We start from the raw sequence: 19,706 nt of genomic DNA, 5'->3' as shown, positions 1-19,706 counted from the left end.
GTCGCCGACAGTTGCTCTGCCACGATGTTTCCGCGCTCGACTTGCGACCCGTTCATGTCCTCGTCCTCTCCATGCGGCAAGCTGCCTCACCGCCATCTTCGGCGCACCTTGGGCGTTCCGCGGCACCCGCTTTCTGGGTCACCGCTCGTCCGCTCGCGAGCCGCATTTTCTTAAAGTCAGGCCAAGAATTCAGACCAAGGCGTTCTTCGTCCCCGAGAACGGCTTTGCCTCCTCATCCTCGTACTTGGCCAAGGCCGCAAGCAACAGCCGCAGGTAGTGCGCCTTCTGTTCAGCCGGCATTGGCTTCGGATCGTCCAGCGACTTCACCGCCGACTCAGCTAACTCGACCGCACGATCGTTGTCGCCGCATTCGAAACAATACTGGGCGACCGCCACATAGGACAGAAACTTGCGGCCGGCCCAGCCTTCTGGAGAGTCCAGCGCGAGGATGTGTTCGGCCAAGTCCTTGCCAATCGCAAAGCGATCAGAATGCGGGACATCAGAGTTCTTCTCCGCTGGATTAGAGAGTTGGCGGATCGCTTGCACCCTCCACAACTCGGATTGTTTTTCGATCGCATCGCGAGCCAATTGACGCATAACGGGTAATCCCGTCTGCATGTCATGGATTTTGTGCAGGGCTAGATCCTCATGAACTAGGTGAACGTTGATGTCGTCCGGCATGATTGCGACGCCCTCTTTAGCGGCCGAAAGCGCCGTCGACGAATCCTTCGCCTTCAGCGCCAGTCCAATTTTGCCCCAGAATGCTTGCGTCCGGGCTTTCTCGCGCATTTCAGATTCTGCTTCAGCGATTCGCTCAGCATCCGCTGCTTTGGCTTCATCGCTGGTGCGCCAGGTGCCATTTACGATTGTTGGAAACACGTCATACAGTTGCATCGGGTGACCGATAAAGGCGACGCGACCGTCACGGTCGATGACGAATGAAGTGGGGATAGTGCTGGAAAGGCTGGGCGCCATCCAAGACTTCTTCATTTTTCCAGCGTAATCGAACGCAATCCGAAAGTTCAGCTTGGCGCCTTTCTTGGTCAACCACGCATCCAAGTTTGTTCGCGCCTCCTCGGCCGTTGAGCCTCGCTCGGAAGCTGCAACTGCAATGACCTCAATTGCGCTATCGTCGTATTTCTCTTGCAGCTGCGCGAGATGGGGCATCTCCGCCACACATCCGCCGCACCAAGTCGCCCAAAACTCGACAATATACAGCGTACCCAGCTTAAAGTTGGTGAGGGGCTCGCCACGTACCCAGCTTTCCACCCTGATCGGAGGAGCTGGCGACTCCATACGAAGAATCATGTTGTTCTCCAAAGCTATTCCCAAACCTTCACGCGAATGTTTGCGCAAGCTCGTCTGTCTCTAAGAAACGCAGCCCGAGTTCAATGAACGAGAGAGCACGTCTGCATGCACTCCGCCTGACACCGCGCTCAATCTCAGCAGCAATGGCCGTGCCAACGCCAGCAACGAACATCACGCGCCTGATTCGGTCTAAGATTGCCTCGGCGGCTCGACACGACGCGCGTTTGTAGCTAACGGTCTCGTTCGATGTCAGACATCGGACGCGGGTCGTGCGCTTCGGGCCGCGGGGTTTGTGCCCCGCCCATCATGATGATCGCTCCTGGCGTTTTGATGATCGCTGCCGTAATCGCCGGCGCGCGGCATCGGCAAATAGCTGTTAGTATGAGCCTCGCTCGCTCTGCCCGTCTGACCTGCTTCTTAAAGAAAGCGCGGCCGCGGCTGCTGGAAGATAATCCCGTCGCCGAATTGAGCGCCTGCGGAACGTACAAAAGGCAATTCGAACTTTAAATCGCGAGCTTTTGTGAGGATACATTCCAAAGGGCAGACAAGAAGCAGACAAGACGCAGTCCAGTCACGGTCCTGGAAGATCACGCGCAGTACCTGGCTGAGATACAGCAAGCACGTGAGGTGATAGAGTTGGTGAAGAGAAACGTCGTTAACAAAGTCCCGGTAAGACACTAACTCCACCATGCGTTGGTTCAAGCGCGCAGGATCTCGAATCGGTCGCGCGGGAGTTCTGGACGCCGCTCAGATCGCCCTCGCTCTGGTCGATATCGTACGAACGTCATTTGGCAATTGCGTTAGCTGCCTGACGCCTCCCCCTCCTGCCAGCCAATCTTGCTCTTCAGAAATTCAAAGCCCAGCGCGTCGAGGCCGGCGCGCTCCTTGTTGTCTTTGCCGCGGCCGTGACCGCCCGCCGCCGGCTCGTAGAAATAAGCCTCATAGCCCATCGCCTGGAGCTTTGCGGCCATTTTGCGCGCATGTCCGGGATGGACGCGGTCGTCCCGCCGCCTCGTGGCGATCAGGATTGGCGGATAGGGCTGGCCCGGCTTTGCGTTGTGATAGGCGGAATAGGTCTTCAGCCATTCCCAGTCCTCACGCTTGTCGGGGTCGCCATACTCCGCGATCCAGCTCGCGCCGGCAAGCAGCTTGGTGTAGCGGCGCATGTCGGTCAGCGGGACGGTGCAGAACAGCGCGCCGAAACGTTCCGGGTATCGCGTCAGCATGTTGGTAATAAGGATGCCGCCGTTCGATCCGCCCTTGGCTGCGATCCGTTTCGCTTTCGTGACACCGCGGCGGATGAGATCGGCGGCAACAGCTGCGAAATCGTCATGCGACAGCTTCTTGCCGGCGAGCCGGCCAGCCTCGTGCCATCGCGTGCCGAACTCGCCGCCGCCGCGCAAATTCGCCTGCACAACGGTGCCGCCGCGCTCCAGCCACAGCTTGCCGAGCGACGAACTGTAATATGGTTTCACCGAGCGACCGAGGCCGCCATAGGCGGTCATATAGACCGGCGCATCGCCGGTTTCGCCTGCCGGGCCGGTCTGCACATACGGGATATGCTCGCCATCGATCGAGATCGCCTCATGCTGCGTCACTACCAGGCCATCGGCGGTGAAGGTCTTCGATGCCTGCTTCAACACGACAGGACTTTCGACGCCACGCTCGATCAACAGCAGCGAGGGCGGCGTGAGCGGGTCCTGCACTTCGGCGAGCAGGTCGCCGTTGCTCTCAGACGGATGACAATCGAGCGGCCAGACGTCGACCAGGCCGATTTCGGGAAGCCCGCCGAGTATCGCGCGGCTCCAGCCCGTGGCGAATGGCGTGCAGATCTGAAATTGCGGCTTAAGTTCGTCGAGGATCGAGAGCACCAGTCTGCCGGCAGTCCAGAACAAGTCCTGCAATGCGCGCCGCGGTCCGGGCTCGAACAGGAGCGAAAAGTCGCGGCTGCCCGCAAGGAAAGCCGAAAGCGAGATGCCGAGGACGGCATCGGTGGCATAGGTTCGACCTCCCGTCGACCAGGGCTGGCGCAGCTTCATCGCAAACCAGTCGCCATGAGCCTGCATCCAGATGCCGGTCGGAAGCGCGAGTTTCGTGGTGGTGCCGGCGTGATCGCGCAGCCAGATCCGGTGGTTGAAGAAGTCGATCCGATCGATGATCCAGGTACGCGGGACCACGCTGGTATGGTCCGCGCGGCCAAAGACGCGCATGTGATCAGCCGCGGTCTCGAAGATCACTTCTGCCCGATCCACAGATTCGCCACGACACCACAGGCGAACGGTCCTCGAATATCCGGAGCTCGTGACCATGCCCTCGCCATGGGCGCTGGACAGCAGCAGCGTGTCCGTGTCGAGCCAGTCGACGTCGCCCTTGGCTTCCGGCATCGCAAAGCCGTCCGCGACGAAGCTCCTCGTGTCGGCGTCGAATTCCCGCAAGGTGACGGCATCGCTGCCGCCGCGTGACAGGCTTAAGATGTTCCGCGGGCTTCCCGGCAGTGAGCTTGTCGAGCTCAGTAGCCAATCTTCGCGCTCGCTTGCTGCAAGCTGGTCGATATCCAGCACGATCTCCCACGCCGGATCGGGTCTTCGAAACTCCGCCGTTGTTGTCCGCCGCCACAGCCCGCGCGGGTTGGTGGCATCCTTCCAGAGATTGTGAAGATGGCTGCCGCGGCGCCTGACATAGGGGATCCTGTCAGCCCGATCGTAAATCGCGGTCAACGCATCGCGATCTCGTCCCGCGGCCGCTCCGCCGAACACCCGCAGCGTTCTGCTATTCTGCCGCTCGACGAAGTTCAACGCCCGTCCGCCTTCGATCTTTTCCAACCATAGATAGGGATCATCATCTGGAGTCGAGGCCGTTGGCCTTTCAATCCGCGACTTCAACGGCACACCTTTTTTGACCATGATTCACTCCAAGCTTAGCATTGACGCGCACTCTCGACAGGGTTCAAGGCTTCGCGCCGTACATGTCGTCGGCGCGATGCCGGATCTCCCGAACTACCTTTGTCTCTGACAGACACTTTGTCTTTGACAAACCACCCCTGTTCATAGCGAGAGAAGAGTGGGTTCAAGCAGCTGGCGCGTGGGTCTGACAGTTTGTCGGGCAGACCCGTGCGCAGGCGCCGCAGCCGATGCAAGCCCCCTCGTCCTTCATCACCATGATCTTCTTTTCGACCTCTTCGTCGTCCTCATCGAGATCGACCATCTCGCCGTCCTCGCTCAGGCCCTTCAGCGTCATGACCTCGCGGCCGCAGACCTTGTAGCAGCGGCCGCAGCCGATGCACTTGTTTGGATCGATCCAAACCAGGTAGTCCGGCCTCCAATCGCGGCCGTCGCGGGTGCTGAATGACATGGCTTGAGGTCCGTTATGCTTTGTGAAGCGCCTGGAGATCTTGGCGCTTGCTTTCGAGCTCGCTGAAGGCGTCGTGGGCCTTCTGCGCCACGCTCAGGATCGCGGTCCAGTTGACGGGCAGTTCCTCGGAGAGGTCGTGGAGGTCCATCTTGGCCTGGGTCGCTTTGGCCGACAGCTTCTTTATTTCCGCTTTCAGGCTTTCAACATCGCTCATACTTGCCTCAATATTTCGCCACTTCCGGGAACTCGCGGATCATCTCAACACCACTATTGATGATTTCGTCGCCTTGGTCGGCAAGATGACACAGACTGTTGAAACCAAAGCAATGCACGTCCCGTAGCTGCTTGCTCACGACAACGAGCCGGCCCCCGATCAGCACGATCCGACCGAACCCTTCATGATGCATCTTCAGCATTGGCGAAATCATCACGCCCGTCGCCTTCTCGATCGAGAGCGCAATGGCGTCAAAGAACAACTGCAGTCGCCATATCGTGTCGGGGTCGGGATTGCCAACGATCGGCAGCGCACGGCGCTTGCGCTTGTCCAGAATGTAGGGGTCTAGCAGGTCGAGGTCCTTCTTGCCCTCCCAGGCGCCGTGGGTGTCCTGGGCGCGCCAGATCTTGATGAGCTCTTTGAGAAATGGCCGCTCTGCCGCGGGGACGGCTGGAGTGATTTCAGACCGATCGGGCATCCTCTTTCCTTCAGGCTTCGAAATCCACCGTACGTTCCGAGCTTTTGGTGAGCAGCTTCCGCAGCCAGGGCGGCGGCGACCCCTTCAGCACGGTCACGAGTTTGACGCAAAGGTCGTCGATGGGCTCTGGTTGCAGCACCTTCATCGGATGGATGTTGCTCGCGACGACTCGCGCAGCACCCGAGCCGCCAATCGCCGCAACATAGAGGATTGCGCAGTCTCTGATCGCCTGGATCTTCGGCGCCAGCTTATCCTCATCGCCGTCTTCCGTGAGGTCACCGCCGAACTGGATCGCCTCAATAAACCGATGCCCATCCGGGTCGACCTCGTAGATCACGATGTTCTTGGCCCAGCCGAAGTGCGCATCGACGTGCTTCAAGTCCTGAGTGGCGAATGCAACTTTCATCTGTTTTTTTCTCTTCCTGCTCAATACGACTGGGGCATGGACCTGCAGGTCACCGCAGGTGATGGCCAGGTGTCGGGCGTCGGCCCATGGTTGGTTTCGCGGTCGGTGATGATCAGATTGGCGATATCAAAGATCAGATCACGCGTGCCGCGATAGCCAACGGTCGTGAGGTGCGCAGCGCCAAGGCGATCGAACATCGGAAAGCCCACCCGCCGGAACGGAACATTGAGTCGCGAAGCGGCTTGGCGACCGTGTGAATGCGACATCAAGAGGTCGCAGTCACGTGACCTGGCAAGCTCCTCAAGATCCTCCAGGTCGCCGATCAGGACGTCCTCGGTCCTGACCCGCTGGAGCACCGGTGAGTTCGTCGTCGTCACCGCAGCCGTTACCTGCGCCCCCATCTCGTGAAGGAAGCTGGAGAGATCGAATAACAGGTCCGGCTCGGCGCCGATCGCGAGCTTGCGGCCGCCGATATGGAAATGGGCATCCAGCATGGCGTCTGCCAGCTGTCCACGCTGCCGGCGATATTTCGAGGGCACCGACCGGCCGCTGATCTCGCTCAGAAACGCGATGAATTCGTCACTTGGAATAAGGCCGCAGAGCCGCTCGAACAGACGGAACGGCGTGCCTGTCCGCGCCCGCATGATCTCGGCCGCACGGTGCATTTGCGCGCCGATCGCGATCGTCCAGGCCGCCTGCCCCATGGTCGCGATCTCGTCCATCCCAATGCCGCCGATCGTGGTCGGCGTGAATTCGTCGGGGATGTGGCCATCCAGCGAACCGGCAACGTCCGGCAGGAAGGAGGGCTTGAGCCCAAAATCCTCAAAGATCGTGCGAAGCTCGTCGAGATCGCCGGGCGTGAGATGGCAGCCAGGTAGCACGTTGACGCGGGAGCCATCGCGCGGTCTCGCTGCGTCGACGGGAGCCACGAGCACCTCGATCATCCGCGCCACTGTTTTGCCCCAGCCATCCTGAAAGGCATCCTTGAAATCGGGCGTCGAGACGTAGACAAGGGGAAGCGCTTCGAGCTGCGGATGCTTCTGCCGGATCAACCGGATGAAGGCCTCGACGTCATCGCCGTTGGTCTCGGTGACGCCAGTCGAATTGATACCAATGATCTCGGGCCCGACGCGATTGTAGATGTTGAGAATCGCCTGCTCGAGATTCTCGAGACCGCCGAGCACGGTCGCAACCTCGTTCATAGCGGTCGTCTGCATCGGCACGGCTTCGTTGAAATGGCGCACGAACAGCGTCAGCCCGAAAGAGGCGCAACCTTGCGGACCGTGCAAGAGCGGCATCGCCCCGCGCAGGCCCATGAAGGCAAATGAGCCGCCGATCGGCTGGCTCATCTTGAGCGGATTGACAGAACAGGCTTTCTTCGAGGCAGTGACGATCGCCATGTAGTTCTCCTACTCCGCCGCCTGCAGCGCCGGGGGCTGGAGATCGGAAAGAGTGTCCTTACAGGCCGGGACCCTTGCGGTGGAATTGGTGCACGGCTTGCCGGGCGCGACGAGGTTCGGCCCATGCGCCGCACTCGCGCGCTCACCATCGCCGATCTCACTGTTGTTGGAGAAACTTATCGTCTTGACGCCGTTCGTCTTCGCGCTCCGAACTCGATCAACGGCTTGCCCATCCATCTGCGCAATCGTCTCTGCCTGAAGCTTCCAATTGAACTCATCCCAGGGCGCGCCTTGGCGGAGCTGATCCCATATCGGATTGTAGAGCGCTTTCTCGATCTCCTCCATGAGCTTGACAATCCCGACATAGCCCATATAGGCGTGGCAGCGCTCCTGGTTGATATCTAGCCATGGCGTCGCCGCCTTTAGTGCGACGAATTGCGACTTGCCGCCCGAAAGCATGATGTCAGCTTTTGCGTCCTTGAGCATCTTGTAGATCTCGTGAGGTGACATGTCCTCGATCATGTGGGCGTGCTGGCCCATTAATTCCTTGATACGTTCCTTGTCCTCCTCGGTCGATTTCTTCACGGACGTGCCGACGATTTCGAGCCCAGCCTCCTGCAAAGCGGCCACCATCGACCAGGATTTCACGCCACCGGTGATGAGAACGACCCTCTTGGCGGCAAAGCGCGGCTTGAAACGTTCGATCGCAGTCCAGGCTTTGGTCTCTTCGCGTGCGATCAGGGCTTGCGTTCGTTCCATCAGCTCAGCCGGCGCGCCACGTTCGATTAGCATGCGCGCGATCTGGCGCAGTGAACCGCTGCAATCCTCAACACCGTAGAAAGAGCCTTCAAAAAACGGGATGCCGTAGCGCTGCCTCATCTTGCGTGCGACGTTGATCATTGCTTTTGAGCAGACCATCATCGCGGCTTTGGCTCGGTGCGAATAAGCGACCTCGCGGTACTTGCCGTCCCCGGAGATGCACGACAGGATACGAATTCCGAGCTCATCGAGCAGCGGCTTGACCTGCCAGAGCTCGCCGGACAGGTTATATTCGCCGATGATGTTGATATCATACGGAGTGGTGTAATCGGGCTCTCCGGTACCGATGACGTGCTCCAACAGTGCTTCGCCTGCGAGCTTGTTACCAAGGTTCTTCGACCCCACAAATCCCGGTGCATTGATGGGAATGACCGGTTTGCCGAATTTGGCGGAGGCCGCCTTGCAGACCATATCGATGTCGTCACCGATCATCGCGGGCACGCACGTCTGGTAGACGAAGATGGCCTGTGGGTCGTATTTCTCTGTGATCTCCTTGACTGCCCTGTACAGCCGTTTCTCGCCGCCGAACACGACGTCGGTCTCGCTCATATCAGTGGTGAAGCTTCTGCGCCACAGATCGGAGCCGGAGGAGGCTGAACCGCGATTGTCCCAGGAATTGCCCTCACAGGCGATTGGACCATGCACAAGATGGGCGACATCGGTGAAGGGCTGCAGTGCGATTTTGGCGCCATCGAAGGCACACCCGCCGGCGGCGCCGCCCGGCTTCAGCTGCTTGGTGCATCCATTCTTGCGCTCGATGTTCGACTTGCTCGCGTTCCTGGCGCAGCCCGGTTCGTTAAAGACGTCCAGTATGGTCGTGCGAAGCGAAGTCATGGTGTCTCTTTCGGGGATGTCAAGACGCCGCACAGACCAAGAGAGGATGGCTGGCGGATAACCTGTGATCCCCGCCACAGCGCCGCTGTTCCTGCGGACGATGAGGCGGGGGCGCTCGCCTTAGCGTATGATGTCGAAGCTGTAGTCTGTCTTACCGACCGAGCTGGTTTTTCTATCGATCTCATCAAAGATCTTGTCGAGAATCTTGACCAGCACATTCATGCTGCCCTGATAGCCCCACACTGGATAACGATGGTGATGATGGCGATCGAAGATCGGAAACCCGATGCGGATTAGCGGTGTTCCAGTGTCACGCTCGAGATATTTGCCGTAGGTGTTTCCGATCAGGAAATCGACCGGCTCTGTGAACAGGAGCGAACGCATGTGCCAGAGATCCTTGCCCGGGAAGGCGCGGCAGTTTTTACCGAACGGCGAGCTCGCGAACAGCGCCTGCATTTTCTTCTCCCAGCCCTTACCCCCGTTCGTCGAGAGCACGTGGGTGGGCTCAGCGCCGAGCTCCAACAAGAATGCGGCCAGGCCATAGCAGAGGTCGGGATCGCCGTAGATCGCGAACTTCTTGCCGTGAACATGCGCGCTAGAGTCAGCCATTGCATCTACCAGACGCCCGCGCTCCCGCTCCAGCGCATTTGGAATTGCCTTGTTGGTGATACGCGACAGCGTCATCAGGAAATCGTCCGTGGCGCCGACGCCCAGGGGGTGATTGAAGGCGACGACCTCTTGGTCGTGCCCCTTGACGAAGGCCAAGGTCTTCTCCGTACAATACTGCTGCATAGAGATGGTTGCCTTCGCGTGGACTGCGTCCGCGGCATCCTTCAGCGTGGTGCCGCCATCATACATGCGGAACTCGCCGTCAGTGGGGGTATCGAATACGTCACTGTTATCCGCGAGAATGGTGTAGCCGATCCCCATCAGCTCGAATATGCGCTTTATCTCACGCATGTTGCCGACAGTGTAGCCGTCGAAGCCGCCGATGAAGTTGATCGTGTTGTTCGCCTTGCGCTGGAGTTTTGGCGCCGTGCCGGCTTTGCCGTCCCAGAAATGCTCGAGGATGCCCTTGAGCGTGTTGTCGTAGCCGGTAACGTGGCTGCCGACGAATGCAGGAGTGTGAGCGAATGGTACATCGTAGTCCGCGGGGACTGAACCTTTTTCCTTGGATGTTTTGATGAAGGCGTTGAGGTCGTCGCCGATGACTTCCGCCATGCAGGTCGTCGCGACCGTGATCATTTTCGGCTTGTACATGTTGTAGCTGTTGGCAAGCCCGTCGGTAAGATTGTTGAGCCCGCCGAACACGGCCGCGTCTTCCGTCATGGACGAGGAGACGCACGAGGTCGGCTCCTTGAAGTGCCGTGACAGATGGCTGCGATAGTACGCGACGCAGCCCTGTGAGCCGTGGACGAACGGCAGTGTGCGCTCGAACCCGAGCGCGGCGAACACCGCACCTAGCGGCTGGCAAGCCTTCGCCGGATTAACCGTTAGCGCCTCGCGGGCAAAGTTCTTCTCGCGGTATTCGGGCGTCTTGGACCATTCTCTGATACGGTCGACTTCGGCGGGATCATGCGGATTCTCAAACAGCGCCTTCTTATTGGCCAGCATCTGCTGGTATTCGTCTCCCCGGAAAAGCTCAGAGTGGTCGAGTATGTGTTCGGCGTTCTGCGTCATCATGGCAACCTTTAGGTTCTTGTGTTCGTTCTCCTGCCCTTCCCCTCCTCCGCGGAAGAAAGGGCAGAACGTCAGCGTTCCTATTCCGCCGCCATGAGGCTCGGCCGCGGAGCGTCCTTCCAAGGTGCCGTGGTCTTCCCCCAGATCGGGGAATTGATCGCCATGTCCATGTCGCGGGCGAAGATCGCGAAGCCGTCGTAGCCGTGGTAAGGACCCGAGTAGTCCCAGGAATGCATTTGACGGAACGGCACGCCCATTTTCTGGAAGACGTATTTTTCCTTGATACCGGAGCCTACGAGGTCTGGCCGGATGTTTTCGACGAAGCGCTCGAATTCGTATCCGGTGACATCGTCGTAGATCAGTGTGCCATCTTTGACGTAGTGCTGAGCGGTGCGCTGGTAGTCATCGTTGTGCCCGAACTCATAGCCTGTGCCGACAACATCCATGCCGAGGTCCTCGTAGGCGCCAATGACATGGCGAGGACGTAAGCCGCCGACGAACAGCATTACGGTCTTGCCTTCGAGCCGCGGCAGGTACTTCGCGGTCACCGCGTCGACAAGCGGCTGATATTTCTCGATGACGCGCTCGGCGCCTTCTTTGATCCTATCGTCGAAGAAGCTTGCAATTTTGCGCAACGACTCCGCGATTTTGGAAGGGCCGAAGAAGTTGTACTCGCACCAGGGAATTCCGAATTTTTCTTCCATGTGCCGTGAGATGTAATTCATCGAGCGATAGCAATGCAATATGTTGAGCTTCGCCTTCGGCGTCGCCTCCAATTCAGCGAGCGATCCATCCCCGGACCACTGGGCGATGACGCGCAGGCCCATTTCTTCGAGCAGGATCCGTGACGACCAGGCATCGCCGCCGATGTTGTAGTCGCCGATAATCGCAACGTCATATGGCGTCGGCTCAAATTTAGAGCTGGCCTCTGGGGCGCTCTTGTCAAAGATCCAATCTCGAACTGCATCGTTCGCGATGTGATGGCCGAGCGATTGTGACACGCCACGAAAGCCCTCGCACCGCACAGGCACGATGGTCTTGCCGCCATATTCCTTTGACTTTTCTCTGGAGACCGCCTCGATATCGTCGCCGATCAAGCCGATCGGACATTCGGACTGAATGGTAATGCCCCTGTTGAGAGGAAATAGCTCCTGGAGCTCATCGATGAGTTTCGTGACCTTTTTATCGCCGCCGAACACGATATCCTTTTCCTGGAAATCGGAGGTGAACTGCAGTGTCACGAAGGTGTCGATGCCGGTCGTGCCGACGTAGTAGTTGCGCCGTGAGCCCCATGAGTACTGACCACAGCCGACCGGACCGTGGCTAATGTGGATCATGTCCTTGATCGGGCCCCAGACCACGCCCTTGGAGCCTGCGTAGGCGCAGCCACGGATGGTCATCACGCCCGGAATGGACTTGATATTCGACTTGACGCCACAATCCGACTTCCCCGCCTCGTGAACACTGAGATGCTTGGCGCGCCTTTTGGCGGTCTTCTCTGGGTACGCCTTCAACACCTCATCGATTAGCTGCTTGTTGCGCGCCTTGATCTCAGCGACGCTCTGGGTAGTTGCTCGGCTCATAGAACTTTCCTTTGATTGTCGCCTCAGATCATGAAGCGACGCGTTTCTGGTAGACCGAGGGATTTCCGGTCCGGCATTCAGGTGTAAGGCGTGCAATCCCCGTGACCGGTCCGACTGATCGCAACTTCGCGGCCTTCTGGATCATGCGGCAGCGGTCGTTCACGATGTTGTAGTTCATCTCGGCTGAGCGCTTGCGAGCGCGGTGTGTGTGACGCTGTTGATTTATCGACGGGATCGCTGACCAAGATGCGTCTCGGTGAAGTCATGCCTACTCTCCAGCGGGTGGTCATATCGGCTTTCTTTACTCACTGCCTGCCATCAGGGGCGTGTCTCTCTGCATGTTGTTGCAAAGGGCTAACAGCCGCCTCCTGCGCAGGGGTTTGCAATGAGTGTGCCAGCGCTGGTTGAATACAAAAACCCACATCTGTAGAGCTAGATAGTTGGCAGGATGCGGATTGTTAGAAACCTGACCCTTTCAGACACCGACAGGCGTCCCCGCCAACGGCCTGTCCGAAACAAAACAATCAGTTGCGCTCTCCGGGAATCGACGCCGCCGAAGATCGGCTAACCTGCTCCAACTTGTCGACGAAGTGTTCGATCGAACGCTGCCTCCAATGCGAACCATCCGATACTTTCGCAAAGGCACCGATCGAGCAGAACGCAGAACGTGCAGTGGGCCGCGCAGCCGGGTGACGAAAGCACGGGCACAGCGCTCCGCCGTTCAAGTGAAGCGCGGATCGTGTCGCGGCTAAAGGTATGGCGTCAAGGTCCGCGACCGCTGGCCTGCGCCCGCTACGAACGATCTTGCCGCCGTGTTCGTAGCTGATCCCTGAATGTCGGAGAGGTCCAGTTTACCGAATGCGAGTGCTCGCTCAACTCGCAGACAGTTTCTTCGGCCCGCCGAGGACCACGACGTCGAACCCAGCGTTCAGTAACTCATCCAGGTGAAAGGTCGGCCCGTAGCCGCAGGCGATCGTCGGGGTTTGTAGACCACGCTGACGAAGCAGCTGCATGACTTCGATTGCCCGAGCCATATTGGATTGCTAGCAGGAAATTCCAATTCACAGCGAAACCGGCACCCGGGCTATCGAATCTACGATCTCGTCACTCGTCAGACCGCCCAGCCAACCGTCGATGACTTGGACATTCCCCCTTGACCGGGGCAGATAGGAACACTCAAGAAGCCGTTTTCCAGCACCGCGCAGAGTCGGGAAGGCAAACCTCACCCGAGTCGGCAACAATGATGCGGCACAAGTGAAAAGAAGTAGGTTCCCCCAATCCATAACCAAAGCCGGGGGAACCATGAACTTACATCTCGAAGCCGGCGCCATGAGCAGCTTCATCTGTAACTATGCTCGTGCGAACACGAGCATGCTTGGGACCTAGTTCGCGGTGCGGGTTACTTCATAATCGCTTCGGCCTCTGCACGAAACGCGTAGCGCGAGCCATCTCGTGAATAGAACATGTGGCCGCCTGGAAAGACTACGAGTTTGACGCGCGGTGCTGAGGCAAATGGCGGCAATTGGTCGAGCACGATCTGTGATCCGAGATAAGGCGTGGCGAGGTCAAACAGGCCGTGCCCGACTAGCAATTTCATCTTCGGGTCCGTTGCGAGAATCTGGCGCAGCTCCGAGAGCGACTCCGGAGGCTCGCGGCCGAAATCCCAAGCCCGCCTGACCGCGCTGTTGACTAGCTCATAGGAGCCGTCTGGCCGCCAGTTTAGCTTGCGCGTAAGCAGATCGACAGTGGCGCTGGTCAGAGGTGCGAGCAGCGTGTCGCTCGACGGATCGCCGGAAAGATGGAAATCCGAGTCCGGAAACGGATCGAGGCCACGCACTGAGGCGTCATATCTGCCGATTAACATGCCGTTCTTACGGTCGAACTCACGGCGAAACTCGGCGAGGTCGAAGCGGCCCGCGAGCCTGCGACTCACCGCCTGATCGATGCCGGTCAGCGCCGCGACCTTGTCGGCCAGACGCGTGGTCGCTTCCCTGTCCGCCTGACCTTTGATGAGGTCGATCAGAAACTCTCCGCGTGCATAAGCTTCCACGTCGGCGAGATCCGCTCGCTTTACCGGACCCTCGGCTTCACGCAGGGTCGCGACATAGCTCGGCAGTGTTGCGATGTATTGCAGCAGGCCAGTGCTGGCAAATTGGCCGTAGTCGAAGAGTGGCGAGACCATTATCAGACCCTTGACTCCTATGCCCTGCCGCATCTGCAACTGGTGCACAACTTTTGGCCCGCGAATGCCCCCATAGCTTTCACCCACGATGTATTTCGGCGACAACAGCCGGTCATGCTCTTCGAGCCAGCGACGGACCACCAGCGCGAGCGCGTTGACGTCGCCGTCAACTGAAAAGAGCCGCTTGCGCACATCATCGCCGGTCCCCACGAAACGGCTATAGCCTGTGCCTGCAGGGTCGATAAACACCAAATCGGTGAAATCGAGCCAAGTCTCCGCGTTTGGCCTCACCTCCGGAAAAGTGGATGGCGTGACCTCGTCTGCATTGATCGGCAGCCGCCACGGTCCGGCATTGCCGAGCTGCAGCCAGGCCGATGATGAGCCCGGTCCTCCGTTGAAGAAGAACGTTACCGGGCGCGTGCCGCGATCGGTACCGTCAAGCTGATAGGAGGTATAGACGATGTCGGCCTCCGGCTCGCCCTTCTCGTCGAACAGGCGGATGGAGCCTGCGGTCGCGATGAAAGAGAGCGTCCGCCCAGGGAGATCGAGCGTTTGCCTGGTGCTGGAGTCCGGCGGCAGGCGATGCTGCTCGGCGGCCGACGGCGTACTCGGCGCTTGGCCGGCGCGTTCGCCGGGGCCGCCGTTCTGGCCGGCCGGCGTCGTGGCATTGGCGGGCGGCGGCGGATTGTCTGCCTGCGCGCTCCCCATGATCCCGCTGGCAAAAAGAATCAACGCAAGAGAGCTGCTGCGCAGTGCGGTCGACGACATAGAGGGTCTCCTGTGCAGGGCTTGCACTGTTGATGCGCGAGGCGTGTCTGTCAAAACGACCTAGTCATTAGCTCATGCGTGGGAACAACAAACCTACTAGAGTCAGCAGTTGTCACCGTCGGCGGGTGCAGATCCATATGCCCCCACCATCGCCAATCGCCCCGATTGGCGGCTTGACCGCTGATCAGCTCAACGCGCTCGGCCTTCACGGCATGGCCAAGGCCTTCGTCGACATCGGAAGTCCCGCTCGATGTCGCGGGAACTGCTTCAGTTTTCAGGGATCTCCGACAGCGATTTCTCAAATTCTGGAAATACGCGTCTCGCGATGATGAATACTGGACAAAGTCGCGAGGTTCGAAGACCCGTGGGAGCTCCCGTCGATACACGTTTATCCTCCGCCACACCAAAGGGCGGCGACCAGAGCGAAAATCGCGGCGCCCGCGAAGCCCTTTGTGACTGCTGACGTAGGCTTACTCTGATTGTAGGTGATTCAACAGATCGGCCAGGTCGTCGGGTCTTCCAGGTGAAGGCTATTGGGCGACGTCATTGATCAGCGCAGCAAAACCTGCGGATGTAGTAAACCGTCCAGCCATTCGTCTCGCATCGAATATCGTATCGTATAGTCATTCCTCATAAAGCCAGATCCAGGCTCGGGCTTCCGTCATCGGCAAACGCCTCAACCGTTATACAGCCATCGAGTTGTTGAAGTTCTTAAAAGGAAACGATGCTCCAGGCTTCGATATCGATGAACGCTCCTTGTTGTCGCGTTCAGCACTGTTCAGTTTGATACGTTTATGGCAGAGACCCGACACCGAGACTCGGTTCTACGTTGGCGCAGTGCAAAACGCATCGTTTCGTCAACGGCTCGCGCAGCATCTCTTGGGGCACGCCGATTGCCTATAAGTGCCGAACAATCTATTGCGATCACGGCCGTCATGAAATCGCTGGAGTAAATTGCGACCACCGTGGCACACGTTTCACGTCACAACTGAGGGACTGGGAAGTGATGACAACTCGTGCGCGCGCATCGGCCAGCAAGGATGGACTGCAGGATATCATCGACGCCGGAATGCGAAAAAAGTGTATCCGTGGCCTGAAGGGCGAATACACTTTTGAAGAGTACATGGCGATCTTTACCGACGCAGTCGGCGTGTTTGGTCGGTTCGGAGCCGGAGGCTGCCTTCTGGCCGGAATTGAGGCTGCAGAGAACACCATTAATGGATTGGAAGAATTGGCGAAGATCGGCGTAGCACCTGCTCCGACGGTGTTGACACCGTTCGTCGTAAAGCGAATGGGCATTCCATTCTCGTTCGATCTCGAAGAGCTGATAGATACCCATGTTCGCTTCAACAATATTGTCGCCCGATATGAGCTGCCAGTCTTCTCCGGCGTATTCAGCTTGGCTTGAGGCGTGGATAGCTACAATCCATGCGGCGTTGTTGGCTCAAAACTAAGAAACCATGAGCACGCCGCCAGGTTCTTGAGGTTCGCTATGAAACCGCGCTGGACCTTCGATTGCCGAATGGAACAGGGACAGCGTGAGAGGTTCTGGGCGATGGCACTGATCATTCGTCGCCGCATGGTCGGAACCGAGTTCGGGATGTGACGTTCGGGTCTTAGTGGCGGAGCCTCTGGGTCGGTAACCGTTCGAAACCGCAAGTTTCTTGAACGGCCTAGCGGAACGAGATCCCGAGGGGGGAATCGTCTCCCTCACGGAGACCAGGAATCCGTAGGCCGCGATGCACAGCGTAGCGTGGTGGTGGAAGCCACGCCAAGCTCGCCCTTCGAAATATCCGAGCCCGACCTCTTGTTTGAGATCCTGATAATCGCGCTCGATGCGCCATCGCAGCTTGGCTAGATCGACTAGCTTTCCGAAAGTGATCTTTTCCGGCAACGTTGAAAGTCAGTATTTGGTCGGCTCGTTCTCACCTTCTGGCCATTCGATCAAATGCCATTCATCCGGTCGGCTTCCGGTGAGCTGGAAATCTCGATGCGCGACGCAAACGCGCGCGCGGGCGAAGCGCGACGATAGCCGCTCGGCCGCATCCTCTCGCCACTCGATCGTGCGCCAGACCCCCTTAGGAAGGCAAACAGCAAGCTCCTTGACCGAAATCGGTTGATGCTTGTGGTCGCGGCGGAGCAGCTTTGGTGGTCGCCCTTTGCCCGACCACATTTTTGGCGGCAGCGGCGCCGTGTCGGATGTCCACACCGTGGTGTTTGGCAAGATACCGGCCACATAGGTCAACCCCAACGCGCTGATGCTGGTCCGCAGGTCTGTGTTGCAGCCATATCCGGCATCCATCAGCACCACGCCGCGAGTAAGCCCGGCTCTGCAGGCCGTTCGATCTGCTCAAGTGCGATCTCTTGGATAAAGCTGATCTCCTGGGGCACGCCCGCTTTGTGCCGACGCTTGTTATCTGCTGCCCAATCCTGCGGTAGATAAAGACGATACATCGCCGGCAGACTGGCGTGGTGATTGGCAAGCGACAGGGACGCCGCGACTTGGCAGTTATGTTGCTTGACGAGCTGTCCGCAATATTGACGCGCCACATCGACCGAATGCGCTCCCTTCTTGGGAAAGCCGGTGTCATCGATGATCCACGCTTCGATCGGTCCACGGCGCTCCATCGCCGGCAGTGCCATCTCGCCCACTTTGGCCAAAACACCCTCGTCGGACCAAGGCGATTGGCCGACGAAGTGCAGCAGCAACTGATGCTGCGCCGACGTCCGATCAGGTGCTGTCACCGCTGCCATCGGCGGCTCCCCCGGCAAGATTGAAGCCGATGCAATAATCAAACAAGGGCCGGCCCCTTTCCGCATGTCCGATCACGCTCACAAGTCCTCCGACAATCGCGATTCACTGCCGCCTGATGTCCGGAGATCCATATCAGCCCCCGTTGCCGATGCTGAATCTCAACCGCTAACTGATTCTCACAGGACAACGCCCGCGACCTGCGTAACACTAGAACGCTGTCGGCATACGCAGCAGTTTTACCACAGAAACCAGCCTGAACGGCCCGCGAAGGATCCTGGGCAGGTTGGGCTGCTTCTCGACCACCAGCCTGGCGGCTTCGGTCTGAGTGATCTCCCGCTCCGCCATCAACCGCTTCAGTTGCACGACAAGTGCTGCCTTGAGTTGGTGCTCCTGGGCGTTCGCCAGACCGAGATCAGCAAAAATGTTGCTGGAGCCCCGGCTGTGGGCCGGCAGCTTCTTCTTCATGCTCATCATCGGGCTGCGTCTGTTCCTCGTCGATAGCTTCAGTGTCGCGCAGGCGCTGCCGAAGAGATGCCCCTTCTGCGAGACCAGTTCGTCCCTGATGCTGATCAGCGCCTTAAAGAGCTGCTGATCGGCTCGGGTGAGGGTGTTCTTGAAAGATCTATAGCGCTCGAGTGCCTTCGGAGTCTTAGCTTGACTTGTTGCGGGTGTGCTCGCCTTGGAGGACAGTACATAGGCGTATTTCGTGCGTCCGAGCGCCCGCGGAAAACAGCGTAAGACACGAGTTCACTTCTAGAGAAGAGATTCTGGCCAATCTGTGAACTCCAATTCGAAGCTACGTGGGCCAGTGGGTTTGGTCGTGAATTTAAGGGTCTTCCCTGAAAGGGCTGCCAATGAGCCAGATGCGAACTTGAATACTGTCGTGCCGGAAGTTGCGACCCCAATGCCTTGCTCGCCTTCCATGATAGAGAAGCTGGTCGCCTCTGAGAGTTGTCCAATTGCAACTCCCTCCAGCGCGCAGTGAAATTCCAGGGAAGCCAAGTATGACCCTTTGTCAGCAGCCCACTCGCTGACCGACACTGCTGTGATCCCCGCGTCGCTCAAGAGAACACCCGCGTTCCGGCAGCCATATTGAACGCTGAGAATGACCCGCTCATTCCGAACTCCGACCTGCTCTCGATCGGCGGCGGTGATCGTGCACGCGTACCGCCTTGTGTCCGCAACCGCGCCCGTGCTTGGCCCGAACAACTCGAGAGCGGAACATAATACAAAAGCGAAAACGGGCCTTATCATTCGGCTGCACCTGGTCTGGAATATCGTTCGCCTGCTCTGTACAATCTGACGCTACGGCCGATTCAAGCTTCTTCGATCGCTCTGTCGGATGAAAGCTACTCACGGTGACAGCGGTGTCGCAGAAACGAGGCGATCGGAATCCCCGGCGACGGCCCTTGGATGGGTGCCCGAACGATTTCATTATTCGCGTTCACGGCGCGCAGCGGGCCAGCACGTCGGTGAACCAAGGCTATGGACCGACCCTTTCAGCTCGGCGGCGGCCATGAGGGGCGCGACGGCCCGCGGCGCCGGAGCGCTACGTTCCTGACGCGGGCAAAGGCGTTCTGCGGTCGGATGCCATTTCCGCGCCAATGCCCCGCGGCACAGGTCCCGAAATTTTTTTCACAGTGTCAATGTAAAAGGAAACGTGGTCGCCAGGAGCCGGTCGAAGGCAGACTGCCGCTCCAGCAGACGCCCTTCGAGGACCTTACGCTCGAGATCACTCAGCTCACCTTGAAGCCTTCTGCGACAGCGCCAAATTTCATTCCGCACGTATCTGATCTCATTCAAGCGATCGTCAATCGAAGCCATCGCGCATACCATATTCAACCTGAACCAACCATGGACAACTGGTCAATCACGTCGTTCCGGGGAAGACGCCGATGACATGTCACGACCTGGCCATCTGTTACGAT

13 protein-coding genes and 1 pseudogene are annotated in these 19,706 nt (G+C 58.7%); 1 reads left to right on the top strand and 13 read right to left on the bottom strand.

What is annotated here, in order from left to right; translation table 11 throughout:
- Window positions 1–189: 189 nt before the first annotated feature.
- From ABIB66_RS42100 to ABIB66_RS42050, 11 genes are all read right to left on the bottom strand, one after another.
- Window positions 190–1,308, bottom strand: a complete 1,119-nt coding sequence (locus tag ABIB66_RS42100; protein WP_354259750.1) for a TlpA disulfide reductase family protein — start codon at window positions 1,306–1,308, stop codon at window positions 190–192.
- 800 nt (window positions 1,309–2,108) lie between these two features.
- Window positions 2,109–4,211 (bottom strand): prolyl oligopeptidase family serine peptidase, encoded by a 2,103-nt coding sequence (locus ABIB66_RS42095; RefSeq protein WP_354259747.1) that lies wholly within the window; start codon window positions 4,209–4,211, stop codon window positions 2,109–2,111.
- A gap of 163 nt (window positions 4,212–4,374) precedes the next feature.
- The gene (fdxB, locus tag ABIB66_RS42090; protein WP_354210996.1) at window positions 4,375–4,659 is read right to left on the bottom strand and encodes a ferredoxin III, nif-specific; all 285 of its coding nucleotides are present in this window, start codon (window positions 4,657–4,659) and stop codon (window positions 4,375–4,377) included.
- A gap of 13 nt (window positions 4,660–4,672) precedes the next feature.
- The gene (locus ABIB66_RS42085) at window positions 4,673–4,873 is read right to left on the bottom strand and encodes a CCE_0567 family metalloprotein (protein ID WP_148740541.1); all 201 of its coding nucleotides are present in this window, start codon (window positions 4,871–4,873) and stop codon (window positions 4,673–4,675) included.
- Between the two features lie 7 nt (window positions 4,874–4,880).
- The gene (locus ABIB66_RS42080; protein WP_354259743.1) at window positions 4,881–5,351 is read right to left on the bottom strand and encodes a NifX-associated nitrogen fixation protein; all 471 of its coding nucleotides are present in this window, start codon (window positions 5,349–5,351) and stop codon (window positions 4,881–4,883) included.
- Between the two features lie 10 nt (window positions 5,352–5,361).
- Window positions 5,362–5,757: a nitrogen fixation protein NifX gene (nifX, locus tag ABIB66_RS42075; protein ID WP_275173687.1), complete on the bottom strand. Its 396-nt coding sequence runs from the start codon at window positions 5,755–5,757 to the stop codon at window positions 5,362–5,364.
- A gap of 20 nt (window positions 5,758–5,777) precedes the next feature.
- On the bottom strand, window positions 5,778–7,157 hold the full coding sequence (gene nifN / locus ABIB66_RS42070; protein WP_354259740.1) for a nitrogenase iron-molybdenum cofactor biosynthesis protein NifN: 1,380 nt from the start codon (window positions 7,155–7,157) through the stop codon (window positions 5,778–5,780).
- Between the two features lie 9 nt (window positions 7,158–7,166).
- A complete protein-coding gene (gene nifE / locus ABIB66_RS42065) occupies window positions 7,167–8,810 on the bottom strand; it encodes a nitrogenase iron-molybdenum cofactor biosynthesis protein NifE (RefSeq protein WP_354259762.1) in 1,644 nt (547 codons plus the stop codon).
- 120 nt (window positions 8,811–8,930) lie between these two features.
- The gene (nifK, locus tag ABIB66_RS42060; RefSeq protein ID WP_354259759.1) at window positions 8,931–10,490 is read right to left on the bottom strand and encodes a nitrogenase molybdenum-iron protein subunit beta; all 1,560 of its coding nucleotides are present in this window, start codon (window positions 10,488–10,490) and stop codon (window positions 8,931–8,933) included.
- 80 nt (window positions 10,491–10,570) lie between these two features.
- Window positions 10,571–12,073: a nitrogenase molybdenum-iron protein alpha chain gene (nifD, locus tag ABIB66_RS42055; protein WP_275173689.1), complete on the bottom strand. Its 1,503-nt coding sequence runs from the start codon at window positions 12,071–12,073 to the stop codon at window positions 10,571–10,573.
- 1,399 nt (window positions 12,074–13,472) lie between these two features.
- Entirely contained in the window at window positions 13,473–15,023 is a 1,551-nt protein-coding gene (locus ABIB66_RS42050) for a S10 family peptidase (protein WP_354259756.1), read from the bottom strand.
- A gap of 1,006 nt (window positions 15,024–16,029) precedes the next feature.
- Between ABIB66_RS42050 and ABIB66_RS42045 the strand changes: the two genes are divergently transcribed.
- On the top strand, window positions 16,030–16,431 hold the full coding sequence (locus ABIB66_RS42045; RefSeq protein WP_354259736.1) for a hypothetical protein: 402 nt from the start codon (window positions 16,030–16,032) through the stop codon (window positions 16,429–16,431).
- A 213-nt stretch (window positions 16,432–16,644) separates the two neighbouring features.
- Here the strand turns inward: ABIB66_RS42045 and ABIB66_RS42040 are convergent.
- Window positions 16,645–17,880 (bottom strand): annotated as a pseudogene (locus ABIB66_RS42040) (IS701 family transposase); the annotation flags it as partial.
- Window positions 17,881–17,985: 105 nt separating this feature from the next.
- Entirely contained in the window at window positions 17,986–18,243 is a 258-nt protein-coding gene (locus ABIB66_RS42035; RefSeq protein WP_354259733.1) for a helix-turn-helix domain-containing protein, read from the bottom strand.
- Window positions 18,244–19,706: the final 1,463 nt, after the last annotated feature.

Source organism: Bradyrhizobium sp. F1.13.3 (assembly GCF_040548265.1).
Classification (GTDB): Bacteria; Pseudomonadota; Alphaproteobacteria; order Rhizobiales; family Xanthobacteraceae; genus Bradyrhizobium.
The sequence above is the reverse complement of the archived record's forward strand: the minus strand, read 5'-3'. Positions and strand labels throughout refer to the sequence as shown.

Coding starts and splice junctions, on each gene's coding strand:
- ABIB66_RS42080 (WP_354259743.1), bottom strand. CDS start 5,351: ATGCCCGATCGGTCTGAAATCACTCCAGCCGTCCCCGCGGCAGAGCGG.
- nifK (WP_354259759.1), bottom strand. CDS start 10,490: ATGACGCAGAACGCCGAACACATACTCGACCACTCTGAGCTTTTCCGG.
- nifD (WP_275173689.1), bottom strand. CDS start 12,073: ATGAGCCGAGCAACTACCCAGAGCGTCGCTGAGATCAAGGCGCGCAAC.
- nifX (WP_275173687.1), bottom strand. CDS start 5,757: ATGAAAGTTGCATTCGCCACTCAGGACTTGAAGCACGTCGATGCGCAC.
- ABIB66_RS42095 (WP_354259747.1), bottom strand. CDS start 4,211: ATGGTCAAAAAAGGTGTGCCGTTGAAGTCGCGGATTGAAAGGCCAACG.
- ABIB66_RS42085 (WP_148740541.1), bottom strand. CDS start 4,873: ATGAGCGATGTTGAAAGCCTGAAAGCGGAAATAAAGAAGCTGTCGGCC.
- nifE (WP_354259762.1), bottom strand. CDS start 8,810: ATGACTTCGCTTCGCACGACCATACTGGACGTCTTTAACGAACCGGGC.
- nifN (WP_354259740.1), bottom strand. CDS start 7,157: ATGGCGATCGTCACTGCCTCGAAGAAAGCCTGTTCTGTCAATCCGCTC.
- ABIB66_RS42100 (WP_354259750.1), bottom strand. CDS start 1,308: ATGATTCTTCGTATGGAGTCGCCAGCTCCTCCGATCAGGGTGGAAAGC.
- ABIB66_RS42050 (WP_354259756.1), bottom strand. CDS start 15,023: ATGTCGTCGACCGCACTGCGCAGCAGCTCTCTTGCGTTGATTCTTTTT.
- ABIB66_RS42035 (WP_354259733.1), bottom strand. CDS start 18,243: ATGAAGAAGAAGCTGCCGGCCCACAGCCGGGGCTCCAGCAACATTTTT.
- ABIB66_RS42045 (WP_354259736.1), top strand. CDS start 16,030: ATGACAACTCGTGCGCGCGCATCGGCCAGCAAGGATGGACTGCAGGAT.
- fdxB (WP_354210996.1), bottom strand. CDS start 4,659: ATGTCATTCAGCACCCGCGACGGCCGCGATTGGAGGCCGGACTACCTG.